Annotated in this window: 14 protein-coding genes, 1 tRNA gene and 1 pseudogene; 7 read left to right on the top strand and 9 right to left on the bottom strand. The window is 68.8% G+C overall.

Annotated elements, in window-relative coordinates:
- Positions 1–121: 121 nt before the first annotated feature.
- Positions 122–1184: pseudogene (locus I6J71_RS25065) on the bottom strand (IS630 family transposase).
- 161 nt (positions 1185–1345) lie between these two features.
- On the opposite strand from I6J71_RS25065, the gene I6J71_RS25060 reads away from it, so the two are divergent.
- The gene (locus tag I6J71_RS25060; RefSeq protein ID WP_204089090.1) at positions 1346–2371 is read left to right on the top strand and encodes an esterase-like activity of phytase family protein; all 1026 of its coding nucleotides are present in this window, start codon (positions 1346–1348) and stop codon (positions 2369–2371) included.
- Positions 2372–2628: 257 nt separating this feature from the next.
- Here I6J71_RS25060 and I6J71_RS25055 read toward each other — a convergent pair whose 3' ends face one another.
- From I6J71_RS25055 to I6J71_RS25035, 5 genes are all read right to left on the bottom strand, one after another.
- Complete coding sequence (locus I6J71_RS25055) at positions 2629–2958, bottom strand: hypothetical protein (RefSeq protein WP_204089089.1); 330 nt, start codon at positions 2956–2958, stop codon at positions 2629–2631.
- Between the two features lie 33 nt (positions 2959–2991).
- Complete coding sequence (locus tag I6J71_RS25050) at positions 2992–3162, bottom strand: transposase (RefSeq protein ID WP_239155426.1); 171 nt, start codon at positions 3160–3162, stop codon at positions 2992–2994.
- 242 nt (positions 3163–3404) lie between these two features.
- A complete protein-coding gene (locus tag I6J71_RS25045; protein WP_204089088.1) occupies positions 3405–3869 on the bottom strand; it encodes a hypothetical protein in 465 nt (154 codons plus the stop codon).
- A gap of 1008 nt (positions 3870–4877) precedes the next feature.
- A complete protein-coding gene (locus I6J71_RS25040; protein WP_204089087.1) occupies positions 4878–5540 on the bottom strand; it encodes a response regulator transcription factor in 663 nt (220 codons plus the stop codon).
- Positions 5537–6649, bottom strand: a complete 1113-nt coding sequence (locus I6J71_RS25035; protein WP_204089086.1) for a sensor histidine kinase — start codon at positions 6647–6649, stop codon at positions 5537–5539. Before I6J71_RS25035 ends, I6J71_RS25040 begins: the two co-directional genes overlap by 4 nt.
- A 176-nt stretch (positions 6650–6825) precedes the next feature.
- On the opposite strand from I6J71_RS25035, the gene I6J71_RS25030 reads away from it, so the two are divergent.
- Positions 6826–7332, top strand: a complete 507-nt coding sequence (locus tag I6J71_RS25030; RefSeq protein ID WP_239153897.1) for a DUF6223 family protein — start codon at positions 6826–6828, stop codon at positions 7330–7332.
- 104 nt (positions 7333–7436) lie between these two features.
- Here I6J71_RS25030 and I6J71_RS25025 read toward each other — a convergent pair whose 3' ends face one another.
- Positions 7437–8579, bottom strand: coding sequence for a hypothetical protein (locus I6J71_RS25025; RefSeq protein WP_204089085.1), 1143 nt, complete (start codon positions 8577–8579; stop codon positions 7437–7439).
- A 475-nt stretch (positions 8580–9054) separates the two neighbouring features.
- On the opposite strand from I6J71_RS25025, the gene I6J71_RS48800 reads away from it, so the two are divergent.
- Positions 9055–9561 carry a hypothetical protein gene (locus I6J71_RS48800; RefSeq protein WP_239153896.1) on the top strand — a complete coding sequence of 169 codons (507 nt, stop codon included), beginning with the start codon at positions 9055–9057 and terminating at the stop codon, positions 9559–9561.
- The gene (locus I6J71_RS25015) at positions 9558–9962 is read left to right on the top strand and encodes an OsmC family protein (RefSeq protein ID WP_204089084.1); all 405 of its coding nucleotides are present in this window, start codon (positions 9558–9560) and stop codon (positions 9960–9962) included. Before I6J71_RS48800 ends, I6J71_RS25015 begins: the two co-directional genes overlap by 4 nt.
- A 211-nt stretch (positions 9963–10173) precedes the next feature.
- Here the strand turns inward: I6J71_RS25015 and I6J71_RS25010 are convergent.
- Positions 10174–10247: transfer RNA gene (locus I6J71_RS25010), tRNA-Met, on the bottom strand.
- 246 nt (positions 10248–10493) lie between these two features.
- Here I6J71_RS25010 and I6J71_RS25005 point away from each other — a divergent pair.
- Complete coding sequence (locus I6J71_RS25005; protein WP_204089083.1) at positions 10494–11372, top strand: NAD-dependent epimerase/dehydratase family protein; 879 nt, start codon at positions 10494–10496, stop codon at positions 11370–11372.
- Positions 11373–12362: 990 nt separating this feature from the next.
- Here I6J71_RS25005 and I6J71_RS25000 read toward each other — a convergent pair.
- Positions 12363–12875 carry a carboxymuconolactone decarboxylase family protein gene (locus I6J71_RS25000; RefSeq protein ID WP_204089082.1) on the bottom strand — a complete coding sequence of 171 codons (513 nt, stop codon included), beginning with the start codon at positions 12873–12875 and terminating at the stop codon, positions 12363–12365.
- 401 nt (positions 12876–13276) lie between these two features.
- On the opposite strand from I6J71_RS25000, the gene I6J71_RS24995 reads away from it, so the two are divergent.
- Both I6J71_RS24995 and I6J71_RS24990 read left to right on the top strand, forming a co-directional pair.
- Entirely contained in the window at positions 13277–13876 is a 600-nt protein-coding gene (locus I6J71_RS24995) for a VOC family protein (protein ID WP_239153895.1), read from the top strand.
- 553 nt (positions 13877–14429) lie between these two features.
- Positions 14430–14618 carry a hypothetical protein gene (locus I6J71_RS24990; protein WP_204089081.1) on the top strand — a complete coding sequence of 63 codons (189 nt, stop codon included), beginning with the start codon at positions 14430–14432 and terminating at the stop codon, positions 14616–14618.
- The last annotated feature ends 408 nt before the right edge of the window (positions 14619–15026 follow it).

Genomic DNA, 15026 nt, shown 5'->3' with positions numbered 1-15026 from the left:
GCGGCTTGTGGCGGGCGGGTGTATGCGGCGCGACTGACCGCGGTGGTCTTGAGCGGGGTCGGGGTAGCGGCCTAGTCCGCCGCGTTCCCCGAGGTCTAGCACCTGCGCTGACGCCCCGCAGCTAGTGGTCTGTGTTTGAAGTGGTCTGACGGTTGGACTTCTTGAGGATCTCGTCGGCGGTTTTGGTCCAGATGAAGGGGTGGCAGCGTTCGTTCCAGCCGTCGATGAAGGCGCGGATCTTGGCGTTGAGGTCGTGGACGGAGCGGAAGCTGCCGCGGCGGATGGTTTGGCGTTCGATGATGCCGAACCAGACCTCGACCAGGTTGAGCCAGGAGCCTGAGGTCGGGGTGAAATGGACGTGGATTCGCGGGTTCGCCGCGAGCCAGTCGCGGATCTCGGGACGCTTGTGCGTGGCGTAGTTGTCCATCACCAGGTGTAGCTCGTCGTCGGGGTAGGCGCGGGCGAGCTGTTTGAGGAATACCAGGAACTCCTGGTGCCGGTGCCGCGGTTTGACTGCGCCAGTGACCTTGCCGGTGGCGATTTCCAGCGCGGCGAACAGGGTGGTGGTGCCGTGCCGGACATAGTCGTGGGTGCGCCGCTCGACCTGTCCAGGTTGCATCGGCAGCATTGGCTGGGTCCGGTCCAACGCTTGGACCTGGGACTTCTCGTCGACACAGAGCACGATCGCGTTCTCCGGCGGCGCCAGATACAACCCCACCACGTCGGTGACCTTGGCGACCAGCTCTGGGTCGGTGGAGAACTTGAACGTCTCGCTCCGCCAAGGCTGCACCCCGTAGTCCCGCCACGCGCGGGCCACCGTGCCGTTGCTGATCCGCAGCCGGGCGGCCAGCAGCCGGCTCGACCAGTGCGTCACGCCGAGCTTCTTCGGCGGCGGCTTCAGCGTGGCCGCAACGATCTCTCGATGGTCCACCAGCCGGGGCCGCCCCGAGCGCGCCTCGTCGTGCAGGCCGTCGATCCCACCACCCTCATAACGTTCCCGCCAGCCGATCACGGTCGGCGACTCGTTCGGCGATCACACTGTTCGCCACACCCTCGGCGGCCAGCAGCACGATCCGCGCCCGCTGCGCCAGGCCCGCCCGCACCGACGAACTCCTGGTCAACGACAGCAACCGCTCACGATCACCATCACGACGAGACAGCGCGGCAGCCGGTCGATTCGCCATACCGCATTCTGACACCCACCCAACCGTCAAACAACTAACGACACGCGACACTAGGTCAATTACAGGAACCCCTTAACAGTAGGAGCTCATTTGATGGTGATTACGAACAGGATCCGGCGCTGCTGGCCACGGCGATCACAACGCCCGCCTCTGCTACCGCGGTGGGTGCTGCCGACGGGCCGGGAACCGGCCCACGCTGCTCCCCGCAGGTCTCCGCGCTCGGTTTCAGCGACGCCCTGGACAAGCGTGTGGTCAATGGTGCCGAAGTCGGTGGCTTGTCCTCGCTGGCCTTCGACGTCCGGTCACATTCCTGGTCGTCCACTGTGGACAATCACGCCAGTGATCCAGCACGCATCTGGTTCTTCCGCAACCTCGGAGACCCGACGCCGGTTGGTGGCCCGTTGGTGCTCAGGAAGCCGGACGGTACGCCGTACACCGGGACCGACTCGGACAACGAGAGGCTCGCTGTGCTGCCGGACGGCGACTACGTGGTCAGCTCGGAGATCGAGCCGTCGATCCGGATCTTCGGCCGCGACGGTGTACAGAAGGTGTCGATGCCGGTTCCCGCGCGGTTCGCGGTCACCGGTACCACACCCGACGGTGAGGCCACCTCCAACGCCACCTTTGAAGGACTGACCATCTCGCCGTCCGGGCGGGAGATCATCGCTTCGATGGAGGACGCACTTTCCGGCGACGTCTCCGCATCCGGCGACGCCTCCCTGCACCGGTTTCTGGTGTACACCGACGACGGCACCGGACACTGGCACCTCACCAAGCAGGTCGGCTACCGGGCCGAGCCGGGTATGCGCATCCCCGAAGTCGCCGCATACCGCGACGACGCGATCCTGGTCGAGGAGGCCGCCTTCGACAGCACCGCCGGCAACAGTGTCGACCTTTTCACCGTGACCGGTCTCAGGAAAGCGGCCGATGTCAGTGCCGTGCCCAACCTTTCCGACGCGCCGCGCGCCGACGTCGTTGCCAAGCAGCACCTGGCCGATCTGGTGAACTGCCCCACACTGGGCGCCCCTGCGAAAGAGGCCCAGGCCAACCCCCTGCTCGACAATTACGAAGGCATGGCCGTCACCGGAACCGGCCCAGGCCTGACCGGCGTGAGCCTGATCAGCGACGACAACTTCTCCGCGATGCAGACCACGCGCGTGCTGAACCTGGCCGCACACCTGCCCTGAGCGAGGATGCCCCGATGACGAACGAAGCTTTCGCGGCGTTGGCTGTAACAGCCCGCGTGGGGGCGAATCACGTGTCCACCGCTCGTTGAACAGGTAGGACGCCGGGCTACCCGCCGGCCGGGTGCCCGGCGTCCGGTCGCTGTCTCTGGACAGTCGTCGTTCAAACGGCACCGACTATCGAGGCGGGAACCACTTCTTCGATACCGGAATGAGGCGTTGCGGTAGCAGATGCCGAAAAACAACGGTTGGCCGGCGGGTCAGAACCAGTCGGTGAGGTTGTCCACGCCGCGGGTGGCGGCGTGCAGGTCGGCGATCGTGGTGGTGTAGTCGGCGGCGCTCTGCTCGCCCGCGTCGTCGAGGTGCGGGGCGATGAGGGCGGTAACGGCGGTGGTGAGGGAGTCCAAGGCGCGGGCGAGGTCGACCATCGTGGTGCGCGGGTCGGTGTTGTCCGCGCCGGCGGTGGCGATGCGGGCGGCCAGGATCCGCAGCACGAAGGCGTCGGTCTCCGGCTGGTCGTGGTGGAGCCGGTCGGCGAGCTCGGCGGTCGACCACTTGGCAGGAAGATCGGCATCGTGGAAGGTGCGCATGAGCGGAAGTGTCCCGGTCGGCATCGACAGACCTCAGTCCGGGGCCTGACACGAGCGGGTCCAGGCCAAGGTGTCGTAGGAGACGCTGCACACCTCGGCCTTCGCGGTCAGCCCGAAGTTGCAGGCCTGCGCGAGGATCGTGGCGTAGCGGTCGCACCGCAAACGCGGATCCGGATGTGTCTTCCGACCGGCGTGCGTGAGCAGATCCGACCATGACGCCCACCGGTCGACCTCGATCAGCAGCTCGTGGCCGAGGCAGCAGATCCACTGAGTGGAAGGAGCGAGTCATGCCCACCGGTGACCCGGACTGGTGAGCCGTCGGACGGGCGGCGCACGCCGTCCGTCCGCTGTGGCGTGCGCCACCCGCGAAACTTCGGCGTGTTGCTGATCGCCCCGCGCGGCGCCAACGGGCCGGCGCGCGGGACGATCCGGCCAGTAGCCGCGCCTCAGGTGAGGGAAATCTTCTCTGCCGGCTGCGCGGCGACGCCGGGCTCGGCCGCGACCGCCGCCACGGTGGCGTCGGCGACGGCGAGGTCGACGTGGCCGTCGGCGGAGAAGTACGGGCCGATGTACTTGTCGAAGTGGGGCACGGCTTCCTCGCGGGTGAGCCGGCTCAGGAACCCGGCAAGGTAGTCGACGGCCAGGCCCGGCCGTTCGACGATCGTCGAAAGTGCGCGGCGGTCGGCGCGCACCAAGCCCTGCACGGCGGGGCTGTTGGGGGAGTGATGCGCCGGGTCGACGGCGCCGCCGACGGTCGGGATCCGGAAGTGGTCGCCGACCCACGCCAGCACGCGAAAGCCCTCTTCCTCGGCCACTTGCTCGGGTGAAAGCGTGCTGCCCAGAAACGCGGCGTCGATCGAGCCTTCGCGCAGCAGCCGCAGGTCCATGCTGTAGCCCCCGGGCTGGCGCACGACACAGGTGAGGACGTGATCAGGGTCGATTCCGTGCTGCCGCAGCGCTCACGCTGGTGGAGGCAGTGCTGCGGCCCTCGACGCGTGGGGAGCGAGTCCCCGACGAGCTCTACGCCCGGGTGGCCGGGCACTACGACAAAACGGCGCTGGCCACGGTGGCGGCCGGTCAGCGTCTGAGCTCAAGCCCCCGTCGCATCGGGACGGTCCGGGTGCCGACCAGCCAGCTCCGTGACGTCGGGAAGTGGTTGCGGGCCCGGCCTCTTCGATGCGGTCGCCCCACAACCGGCGGAGAAGTGGTTCACCGGTTCGTCCGTGCGGGGCTGTTGATCACCAACGGCAGGGAGCCTTCCAAAAGGTAGGGGTGCCCGGGAAAGTGGTCGACGTGAAGGTGGCCGCCGTCATCGGTCGTGGCCATGGCGTGCACATTTTGGCCAGGGTGGTCCTGGCATCGGCTTCGCCGCTGATCACCAGGGTCTCCGTCTGGTTCTCGAGGGGGATGTGGACGCCGGAGCGGGTGCGTTCCTGACTTCGATTCCCGTCAGGGCGTGGCCGAGGGGCGGGGACGTGGGTGCGGCGCTGATGAACCCGGCCCCTTCGGCGATCACGCGTGCCAAGTACTCCAGTTCTTTCGCGGTCGCGGTGATGTCCACCTCTCCGTACACGGGATCTGACGTGAGTCTCACGGTCGGCGCTCCTTCCTGGACAGGACATTCCTCCGGGCACACACTGGCCCCGCGGCCTCAGCATGTCCTCCGCTGGTGGCCGCGCGGTCAAACGGAAGTCCCTCGACGCGGTCGCGAGGCTCTTGAGGTCGAGCGCGGTGACTTGATCGGCGAAGGGATACGGTTCCTGCCCGACCTGGGCGATGCCACGCACCCAGCAGGCCCTGGATGGTGAGCCAGGTCTGGCGGTGCCGACGCCACACCGTTGACCGGACTACGGCGTGACGCGCCGCTCAGTGACGAAGGCCAGCTTCGAGACGGTGGTCTGCGTCCGGTGCTGTGGATGTCAGGAGTTGCGCGGGGTTACCAGACCGGATTCGTAGGCGAGGACGACGAGCTGGGCGCGGTCGCGGGCGTGAAGCTTGGTCATGGCTCGGTTGATGTGGGTTTTTGCGGTTGTCGGGCTGATCACCATGTGGTCGGCGATCTGGTCGTTGGACAGGCCTTGTGCGACCAGGGCGACGGCCTCGCGTTCGCGGTTGGTCAGCTCTTTCAGCCCCGTCCCGGTGCCGGTGTTGCCCGGCTGGCTGACGTATCTGTTGATGAGCTTGCGGGTGATCGATGGTGCGAGCAGGGCGTCGCCGCGCGCGGCGACGCGGATGGCGTGCAGGAAGTCTTCGGGCAGGATGTCTTTGACGAGGAAGCCGGCCGCGCCGGCGCGCAGCGCGTTGAAGACGTATTCGTCCAGGCCGTAGTTGGTCAAAATCACGACGTGCACCTGCGCGAGGGCGGGGTCCGCGGCGATGCGCCGGGTCGCTTCGATGCCGTCGATGACCGGCATCTGAATGTCGATGAGCGCGACGTCGGGTAGGTGTTCCCGGGCCAGTGTCAAGCCTTCGCTGCCGTCGGCCGCCTCGGCGACCACGTCGATGTCGTTCTCGACGTCAAGCAGCGCGCGGAACCCGCTGCGAATGAGCGGCTGGTCATCGACCAATAGGACGCGGATCATGAGGGTTGATCCAGGGGAAGTTCGGCTTGGACGGTGAAGCCACCCTCGCTGCGAGGGGCCGTCCGCAGATGACCTCCGAGGACGGTGACTCGTTCACGCATTCCGAGCAGCCCGACACCGGGGGCCGGAGCGGCGTCCGGGGTGGCGTTACCGTCATCATCGACACGGATGGCGAGGGCATCGGGCCGGTAGTCGATTCGGATCGACGCGGTGGCGGCGGCGGCGTGCCGGGCGATGTTGGTCAGCGACTCCTGCACGATCCGGTACGCGGTCCGCTCCACCGCGACCGGCACGTCGTGTCGGTGTCCCTCGATCGTCAGCGTGGCGTCCAGGCCGGCCGTGCGGGCCTGGTGCACCAGGTCCGGAACGTGGTCGAGCCCGCGAGGCGCGGTCTTGTCGTCATCACGCAGTGCCTCCAGGGTCGCGCGCAGTTCCCGGGCCGCCTCACGACCGGCGTCCCGGATCGCCAGCAGCGCCTCGGGCACCTGTTCCCCTCGCTTGCCGGCCACGTGGACGGCGGCTTCAGCCTGCACCTTGATCACCGAGATCTGGTGGGTGAGCGAATCGTGCAGCTCCCGCGCGATGTGCAGCCGCTCCTCGTCGGCACGGCGACGTGCGGTCTCCTCGCGGGTGCGCTCGGCCTCAGCCGCCCGGCGCTCAGCCTGTCGCAGGGCCTCACCCGCCGCGCCGGCGGCGATCAGCCAAGCCAGCTCGAGGGCGCCTCGGCCTCGCGCGAGTGCCGCGCCCAGGTCGTGCAGGGAGACCAGGACTGCGAACGGGAGTGCAGCGACCATGATCACTGAGGCCGCCACCGTGACGATGCGGTGTCCCGCCCGCACGGCGGCGTACACCGCGAACAGATACGCGACGACAGGCACGTCGAAACCAACTGCTAGGTAGCCGAGCGCGCACAATCCGGTCACGGCCAACACGGTCACCGGAGCCCCGCGGCGCCCGGCCAGCGCCAGACCGCCGGCTACCAACAACGCGTAACCCAGCGGGTCGAGATTCGTGGCGGGGTGGTGCTCGGACAGGCCAGCGACCAGCAGGGACGCCGCCACGCCGACGGCGATCGTCCAGTCGATGACACGGAGGCGCCCCCTACCCATGCGTGCACCCTAACCGGATGTTCGCGAGGGGCGACTCCTCCGCACGGATGATCGGCCACCTACCGCGCACGCAGTGCTTTCGCCGCTCCTGCGGTGTCCGCGGCAGCCGGCTGCAGCATCGGCGGTAGCGCGAATTGCCTGCGTCCGCTCGACGACCGGCGACGGGTCCAGCGGACATGATCAGTGACATCCAGTCGCACGACGAGAAGGAGCTGCTCATGTCCGTGCCTCACCTGCTCGCCGCCGCAGCCGCCGGCCTGCCGGGAAGTTTTGGGATTGCCGCCCCGGAGGCCGCGCACGACGTGGTTCAGGCGGCCGGCGTCGGCGCCTACACCCTGACCGCCGCACGATTTTGGGCCACTTCGGCCGCGCTACTGGGGTTGGCCGGCGCGGTCGTCGGCGCAGTGGCGCTGTCCCGTGCCATCCGTCGTATCGGCAACAGCGGGAGAAGGGGAGCCGTGGCGGCCCTGGCATCCGGGCTGATCGCCGTGGTCGGCGGCGCGCTGAACCTGGCCGTCGCCGACGGGGGTCCCGGCACCGGCAACGGCGTGATCGGTGGCGCCTTGGCCGTGCTGGTGGGGCTCATGGCCATGGTCCTCGGCGGGCTGGTGCTGGCCCGCGCTCGCCACACCGCCACACCATCTGACCGGCCGACCGGCGCGAATCCGAGCGCGGGTCGCTAGCCGGCGCAACAGGTGCACAACACCCACATCCCAGGGCTCATGTGACCTACCTGAAGTCACGGGATGTGGCCGCGAGGCTCTTGAGGCCGAGCGGCGTGACCCGGTCAGCCACCAGCGACACCGTGCCCTGCCCGACCTGAGCGATGCCGCGCACGAGCAGCGCCGGGCTGGTCAGCCACACCTGGCGGTGCCAGCGGCAGAGCCCGATCGAGACGATCACGTTGGCCAATGCCGGTTTCGTCTTCGAGGTTGAGGAAGGTGATGTCGCCGGCGGTGGCCGGGCGTTGTTTGTGGGTGGCGGCGCCGCCGACCTTGATCCGGGTGCCGTCGGCGACGTCGAGCAGTTGCCCGGCGGGGAGGGCACCGAGGTGGTCGAGGTGGGCGCGCAGGAATTCGATGGGGTGGCGGTCGGCGGTGATCCCGGTGGCCCACAGGTCGGCCGAGGCGAGTTCGAAGGTCGTCATGCCGGGCAGGGCGGGGGGCATCGTGGCCGATCGCGAGGCCGGGCAGGTGCTCGGCACGGGTCGAAGCGGCGGCGCTGGCCGCCCACAGCGCGGCGCGCCGGTCGGGGCCGAGGTCGGTGAACACACCGGCGGTCGCGGGGGCTCGACGACCGGCCGTTCGACCTGGATCCGTTCGGTCAGCTGCCCCAGAGCCGCGACGCCGCCGGCGACCACGCACGGCTCACCAGCAGTCGCGCCGCTCCGGCGGCTGAAGTTGATGCCCTCGGCACCCTCGTCACGCGCAGACGGTACCTTCGGCTTGGTACCACCTCGGTCCGCCGATTTCGAGGGTATCGTCGGGCCGAACCTGCTCAGGGGTGCCTTGTCCAACGCGGCGCCAGCGGCGCCGCTGTGCGGGCCGAGATCGTCGGACGCGATGCTCCCTGTGACGGTGCCGCCGTTCTGATGCACGAAGCCTTCGACCCGAGGCGAGAACACGTGCAGTGCGCTGTAGCTCGTGATCCTGACGTCCTCGGGGGCTCGGATCCGATCTCTCTCATCAGCCGGTACGTCTCCCCCGAGGAGGAGCACTCGATCGTGCCGACGACGAGCCCGAGCCTGCTCTGGCTCGCGATCACCCTTCTCTGCACAACACTGTGCCGAAGGCGCCAGCCCACTGCCGCGGCGCACCCGGGCCTCTCCATCAAGCCACAGCGGAGACAGCCCGGCTGCAAGCACGGTCGTGGAGCCCGCAGCAGCAAGGCAGCGGTGCGTATGAAGCTGTTTCGTCAGCACGCTCCACATGGTCATGACCGTCCGTCGGAGTTGAATACACGCCGATCGAATACGCGGCTCTGGCAGTACCGGTTGCCGGCCCGAGCCGCCTTCACGGCCTGAGCGCTCCAGTCGCCTCTGGGACGGGGTTCGGTGACGCCGAGATGACCGGTGCCCCGCCTGTTCGGCGAACGCGTTTGCGAGACTGTGCGAGCTCGGTTCATCCCTGGTGGCGGTAGGACGCGGCGCGGCGACGAAGGCGGCGCTGGCATCGAAGCCGGCGCTGGCTGCGATCAGCAGCTGCGGGCTACGGCAAGATGACGTCTACCGAACAGCGTGGTGAGGGCAGTGCCGATCGGCAACGAGCTGGTGCGACGGAGGGCCACCACCACCTCGAGCGGCAGTGCGGCGATCCCAGTGGCACCGTTTGCTTCCCCGCGTTCGCCGCGACACGTCCTCGGCGAGGACCTGCTGGGTTGCCGTAATCGGCTGGCCGGTAAGGTCGATGGCCGCCGCGACGCTGTCGGAGGTGGACATTCAGGAGTCGACCGTGGCCGCGGAGGATCTCACCGAAGGCCAGTGGTTCTGGCACGAACCGGTGCGTGGACTGCGGGCATGGTCCTTGCAAGTCGCCCGGGCTGAGGTTGGCGCGACCATGGTGCGGATCGTCACCACTGACGACATTCGAGAGGTTGTGTCGTACCGGCGCGATCGGCGCGTACGGCTGAGCACCGGCCACGGTGCCCCGGCATCGTCCAGCGCGGCCCGCGCGCCGGCGTCGGGTCCGCGGAGTGGACGTCAGACGGTTGCCTGCCGGCCGGCCGAGGCCGGCTGGCACGGCGACCACGTGAACGCCGTCCGCGACGCGGGTTTCGCCGAGGTCAGCAGGCACGATCACGGTGCTGGCGCAGCACCCGGCCTGATTGTTCCAGTGCCGTGCGGCGCATCCCGGAACACCGGTGTGGCACGGGTGGTTATCGAGAGGGACAACGTCAGGAGGAGCGGTCGATGACCCTGGAAGTGCAGCGCGAAGGCGAACACGATTTCGTCGGGCGCAACGAGCGCGGTGCCGAGGTGCGTATCGGCCACAAGGATTCCGAGGGTGCGTTCTCCCCGGCTGAACTGCTGCAGATCGCGGCCGCGGGTTGCTCCGCGGTCACCGCGGAACACCTGATCACCCGCCGCGTCGGTGACGACTCGAAATTCACGGTGTTCCTGACCGCCGATCGTCGCGAAGGAGCCTCCGAACTGGACGCGGTGCACGTCGTCTTCGGTGTCGACGTGTCCTCTCTCGACGCCGATCAGCGGGAAGCCCTCGCCACGGCGGTGGACCGCGCGATCGACCGCTTGTGCACGGTCAGCCGGACCCTCAAGACGGGCATCCCTGTGACGGAGACCTTCCCGACCGCCTGACCGGCACCACGCGCTGAGCTGCCCGCGGGGAAAAGCCCGCGTGGCTCAGCTCTCGGGCACCCGCCCGGCATCGGCGCAGCTCCAGGGCCGCCGGAGCTGCCCGGCAGGCAGGTACGCATGTATCGGTGAGCGCGTCCTTGCGGTCGGAGTTTCTTCTGGTCGCGCACAAAAACGCCCGGCCCGCACCATGTGCGAACCGGGCCTTTTGCGGTAGCGGGGACAGGATTTGAACCTGCGACCTCTGGGTTATGAGCCCAGCGAGCTACCGAGCTGCTCCACCCCGCGTCGTCTGGTGAAAGGTTACACGGGAGCCGTGGGGCCGGTGGACCCGGTCGTCCAGACCGGCCGCGGTCTCCTGATCCCGGTTGCTTCCGCGCGGAAGGTTCGGTCCAGGCGCGGCGTAGGCGTTCACCCACCGGTCGCCGACCACCGCGCCGCCAACGACTGATCACTGCTGGTCAGGCAAAGTCGCCCGATTTTCGGCGAGTATTACGGCGACCCGCACCCAAACTTCGGCAAACGAGGAGGATCATGCACGTACTGCTCACTGGTGGCACCGGCTACATCGGAGCCGCGGTGCTCGATCGGCTCGTGTCCAGCGGCCACCAGGTCACTGCCTTGGCCCGCTCTGCCGAGAAGGCCGAGTTGGTGCGGGCCAAGGGCGCCGAGCCCGCGGTTGCCGACCTGGCAGACCGTGACGCGTTGGAGGGACTCGCGGCTGCGAGCGACGGTGTGATCCACTTGGCGTCGCCGGGCGATGAGACCAGCGCGACCGTCGAAGAGGTGGCCGTCACCAGCTTCCTGCGCGCGCTGCGGAACACCAACCGGCCGTTCGTGTACACCACCGGTGTCTGGCTGCACGGCAGCGGCTCGGGGATCACCGAGGCGACCGGCATGAACGCCCCGCGGCTGATCGCCTGGCGGGTGCCGCTCGGCAAGCTCGTGCGCGCCGCGCAGAGCGTCCGGACCTCGGTCATCGCACCGGCAGTGGTGTACGGCCACGGCGGCGGTTTGCTGAACCTCGCCGCCGCCGGTCCTCGAACCGCCGGCAACACCCCGGCGCTCACCATGATCGGTCCCGGTCACCAGCACTGGAGCACCGTGCACGTGGACGACCTGGCCGAGCTATACGTGCTCGCGGTGGCAAAGGCCCCGCGCGGTTCGTACTTCATCGGCGCCAGCGGCGCGAACCCGACCGTACGGGAGATCACCGAAGCGGTAAGCCGCTCAATCGGCCTGGCCGGACGCGTCGAGCCCGAACCCGTCCCGCAGACGCTCGACCGGCTCGGCCAGCTCGGCCAGGCCCTTCTCCTTGACCAGCAGGCTTCGGGCGACACGGCACGGCGTGTCCTGGGCTGGTCTCCCACAGGACCGTCGGTCCTCGACGACATCGCGCGTACGGACTTCTGAGAGTTGACCGACGCCCCGCCCGTCGCGCCGGCCAGCACGTCCTGCATCGAGGCGGCGGACGTCGTCCGACGTTGTCCGGCATCACCAGCTCGCTGCCGGACCAGGCGTGGTGCAGCAGCCACGGCGTGCTGACGATGTTGTTGGTATCGAGCACGCCCTGCGCGCCGTGCTGATGGGGACCGGTGGGTGTGAGCGGGGGTTCTTTCGTGGTGGGGTTGGGTGCCCCCTGCTCCTGCCGCGGCAGTGGGCGTCCGGCGGCAGGAGCAGGTGGCACCTGAGTCCGTCCCGCGCTGCTGTGGGGGCGGGGCGCAGCGGGACGGGGTGGTTTGAGGCCGGGGCGGGGGTCGTCTCTCGGCGAGTGGCGCGACCCGGGGCCGAAGGCTCGGCGGTCCGGGAGGGCGGTGGGTGGAGCCCGGGACACACCGCACCGGCAATCACTGGCAACGCCGCCCGCCCCTGGACGTTCCACAGTGGATCTGGGGATGCTGCCGTCGGATCGCCCTATCTCACACGACGGAGCTCGCATCCGACGTAGAGGAGCCTCGCCGTTGACAGCCAGGGAGCGGCTACATCGCGGCGCCCCAAATGCAAGGCCACTCCGACCAGCGGGCAGGACCACCGGGATGTGTGCGTCACCGGCTCACGACGTAGCGGCGTCTGAGGAACATCGGGACGAAATCCAGCGCTAAGCGATGACCATGGCTTCAGCCGCGATTCTGGCGTTGACCGGCCGTCGGTGGTGCGCTGGTGAGGTGTTCGGGTGCAGTCCGCCCAACTGGTCCATCGCGCCGTCAAACTCGTCTGGGGGAAAGACCTTTTCGAACGGGTCGTCCTGGTGCCGGTGGGAGCCATGGCGTTCACGCGGGATGCCCCGGCGATGCGGACTCGTCGAAGGTCGCCAGGGACCAATGGCCGAAGGTAGCGACCTGTGCGAGGTGGCGCGATGCCGGCGTCGCCGGCGCGACGGAGTTGGCGACTATGGTGAGAGCGCTAGTTCGCTTGCCCGGTCAGGTGCGGAACGGCTCCTTCGGCCAGTTTGAGCCGGGTCCACACGTTCATGTTGATGACGATCCCGATGATCTCGAGGATCTCCTCGGGCGAAAAATGTTCGGCGAGAGTGTCGTGCCGGGCACCGAAACCGTCGGCGATGGTCGCGTCCGCGACGCGTGTGAGCGCCTCGGTGTAGGCGAGGGCGGCGCGGGCCGCGTCGTCGTGGAAGTCGGTTTCCCACCAGGCCGTCAAGGTGTCGATGACCAGTCGGGGGATGCCGGCGGCGCGTGCTGCCTCGTAGTGGAGGTTCAGGCAATAGACGCAGTTGTTGAGCTGAGAAACCCTCAGGCGCAGGAGCTCGGCAAGCCTGCGGTCGATGCGCAACTCGGCTTGGTAACCGAAGCTGTCAGCGCCGTGGCGAGCCAGTTTGGCGAGGTTCTCGTTGGCTGAGCTGTCGGCCCGCCGGTTGCGAACGGTCGCGTCGGTCATCTCGTTACTCCTGTCGTCGGTCACGGTGATCTCCTGGCGAAACTGTAGACCTAAGGATTGGACTCTGTAGTCCGGTTCAGGGTTTCGGGTGCGGACTGATGTCGACCCGCAGGGGATGGCCCTGCTTGGGGCGGTTCAGCTGGGTGGTGGCCGGGTTTGCCCGGTGACCGCACCTCACCCTGGGCTGGACGGTGGCACGTGCCGCCTCGCGGATGCGTTGCGGGCGAGGGCTCTACCCGCTCGACACCCACACCGAAGGGGCCCGCCGAATCTCCTGATCGGCCCTACGGCTTCCGTTTGACCGCAGTCCTGCCTCGGCGCCGGCCACTGCTGCGAAACTCCTCTATAGGGCAGCCGGGTCGAGCATGTGTCGGCAGTCGCGTGGTTGGCGGCTACTGTGGGCGCTTGTCTCACCGGGAGGATGGATGACCACTGAGGACGTGCGGCGCATCGACATGAAGGTCGAGGTGCTGGTGCTTCCCGTCGGCGACGTGGAGCGCGCGAAGGAGTTCTACGAGCGGCTCGGGTGGCGGCTGGACCCGACCCCGCCCGGGGTCGTGCAGTTCACGCCGCCCGGGTCGGCGTGTTCGGTGCAGTTCGGGGAGGGGCTGACGGACGCCGAGCCCGGCTCGGCCAAGGGGTACCTGGTCGTCGCGGACATCGTGGCGGCGCGGGACGCGCTGCTGGCCGCCGGGGTCGAGGTGGGGGAGATCTTCCACGACGGACCCGGTGGGCGCGAGGCCGGCCTCGATCCGGACCGGGGGACGTACCGGTCACGCACGACGTTCGCCGATCCGGACGGCAACCAGTGGCTGCTGCGGGAGATCACGAGCCGCCTGCCGGGGCGGGTGGACCCGGCGGAGGCGACGTTCTCCTCGGCCGGCGACCTGGCCGCCGCGCTGCGCCGGGCGGAGGCCGCCCACGGTGAGCACGAGAAGCGCACCGGCGAGCGCGACGTGAACTGGCCCGACTGGTACGCCGAGTACATGGTCGCCGAACGGACCGGCACGGAACTGCCGACCTGAGACCGAGGCGGAGGCGAGCGGGCGAAGCGGGAACTCGCGGGCCAGGCCGTGCTGCTCATCGGCCCGGAACTCCCGAAGCTTGACCCGAGCCGCAAAGTAGGTGCTTGTCGCTGGACAAGTGTGGCCCACTTCCACGAAGGGCCGGGCGGGCCCACGGAGGCACGTGACGACGGGCTCAGTCGTCACGTGCCGACCAGGCCCAGGCCGGTAGGGTTGAGGCTTAGCGCTGTTTTGGTCACTGTCGCTTGCGGCCCAGGTCAGCGTCCCGCCGTTCGTCCGCCCCGGCTGCTCGAGCATCTCCCAGGGGTTCCGGATACCTCGTGGAATTTCCGCCGTGATAGCCGCTGAGCAGTCCGCCCTGCGGGTGGCAGGAGGATCGAGTCGGTCCTCTCGTTCGCGGAGCAGACCGGCAGTGCTGGGGGCTGCTACCGGTCAGCCGGTAGAGCGGGCTCCTGGCACCGGGGCCTGGGAAATGCCCGCTCGCCGTGACGACGCGGGTACCGTCGGCGCGCCAGACTGGACGAGTCCCGTTCAGCCCGGAAGAAGCGACGTCATGAACAACCACCACCACGCCAGCAACAAGTACTGCGGCCGCTGCGACCGCTGGCACTGCCAGTGCGACGGGTGTGGCTGGTTCTGGTACAACGCCTGCACGTTCGGTGAAGCGCTCCGGCACATCCGGTTGCACCAGCTCGACCGGCGGTACGCGGAGGCGGTTGCCGGGCCACGGCGTGCCGCCTAGCCGGGATGCGCACGAGAGGTTACGTCCGGGGCGCCGCGGCGACTGGTCACTGCTGATCAGGCATATCCGCGCGATGCCGGCTGGTACTACGGGGACCCCTGGTCAGGGGCTGAGTCTTCCGCGAGATGCCCGAGAACCCCATGGTGACGGCGGTGCCCGGGGTGGGAGCACCTCGCCACGTCCACTGTGGAATATCCAGGGGCGGGCGGCGTTGCCAGTGGTTGCCGGTGCGGTGGTGTCCCCGGGCTCCACCCACCGCCCTCCCGGACCGCCGAGCCTTCGGCCCCGGGTCGCGCCACTCGCCGAGAGGCGACCTCCGCGCCGGCCTCAAACCACCCCGTCCCGCTGCGCCCCGCCCCCACAGCAGCGCGGGACGGGTTCAGGTGCCTCCTGCTCCTGCCGCCCGAC

The organism is Amycolatopsis sp. FDAARGOS 1241, from assembly GCF_016889705.1.
GTDB lineage: Bacteria > Actinomycetota > Actinomycetes > Mycobacteriales > Pseudonocardiaceae > Amycolatopsis.
The sequence above is the reverse complement of the archived record's forward strand: the minus strand, read 5'-3'. Positions and strand labels throughout refer to the sequence as shown.

Bases quoted from the DNA above. Each gene is read 5' to 3' on its own strand.
- I6J71_RS24990 (WP_204089081.1), top strand. From the start codon at position 14,430: ATGAACAACCACCACCACGCCAGCAACAAGTACTGCGGCCGCTGCGAC.
- I6J71_RS25025 (WP_204089085.1), bottom strand. From the start codon at position 8,579: ATGTGGAGCGTGCTGACGAAACAGCTTCATACGCACCGCTGCCTTGCT.
- I6J71_RS25015 (WP_204089084.1), top strand. From the start codon at position 9,558: ATGACCCTGGAAGTGCAGCGCGAAGGCGAACACGATTTCGTCGGGCGC.
- I6J71_RS25035 (WP_204089086.1), bottom strand. From the start codon at position 6,649: ATGGGTAGGGGGCGCCTCCGTGTCATCGACTGGACGATCGCCGTCGGC.
- I6J71_RS25040 (WP_204089087.1), bottom strand. From the start codon at position 5,540: ATGATCCGCGTCCTATTGGTCGATGACCAGCCGCTCATTCGCAGCGGG.
- I6J71_RS48800 (WP_239153896.1), top strand. From the start codon at position 9,055: ATGGCCGCCGCGACGCTGTCGGAGGTGGACATTCAGGAGTCGACCGTG.
- I6J71_RS25055 (WP_204089089.1), bottom strand. From the start codon at position 2,958: ATGCGCACCTTCCACGATGCCGATCTTCCTGCCAAGTGGTCGACCGCC.
- I6J71_RS24995 (WP_239153895.1), top strand. From the start codon at position 13,277: ATGACCACTGAGGACGTGCGGCGCATCGACATGAAGGTCGAGGTGCTG.
- I6J71_RS25030 (WP_239153897.1), top strand. From the start codon at position 6,826: ATGATCAGTGACATCCAGTCGCACGACGAGAAGGAGCTGCTCATGTCC.
- I6J71_RS25005 (WP_204089083.1), top strand. From the start codon at position 10,494: ATGCACGTACTGCTCACTGGTGGCACCGGCTACATCGGAGCCGCGGTG.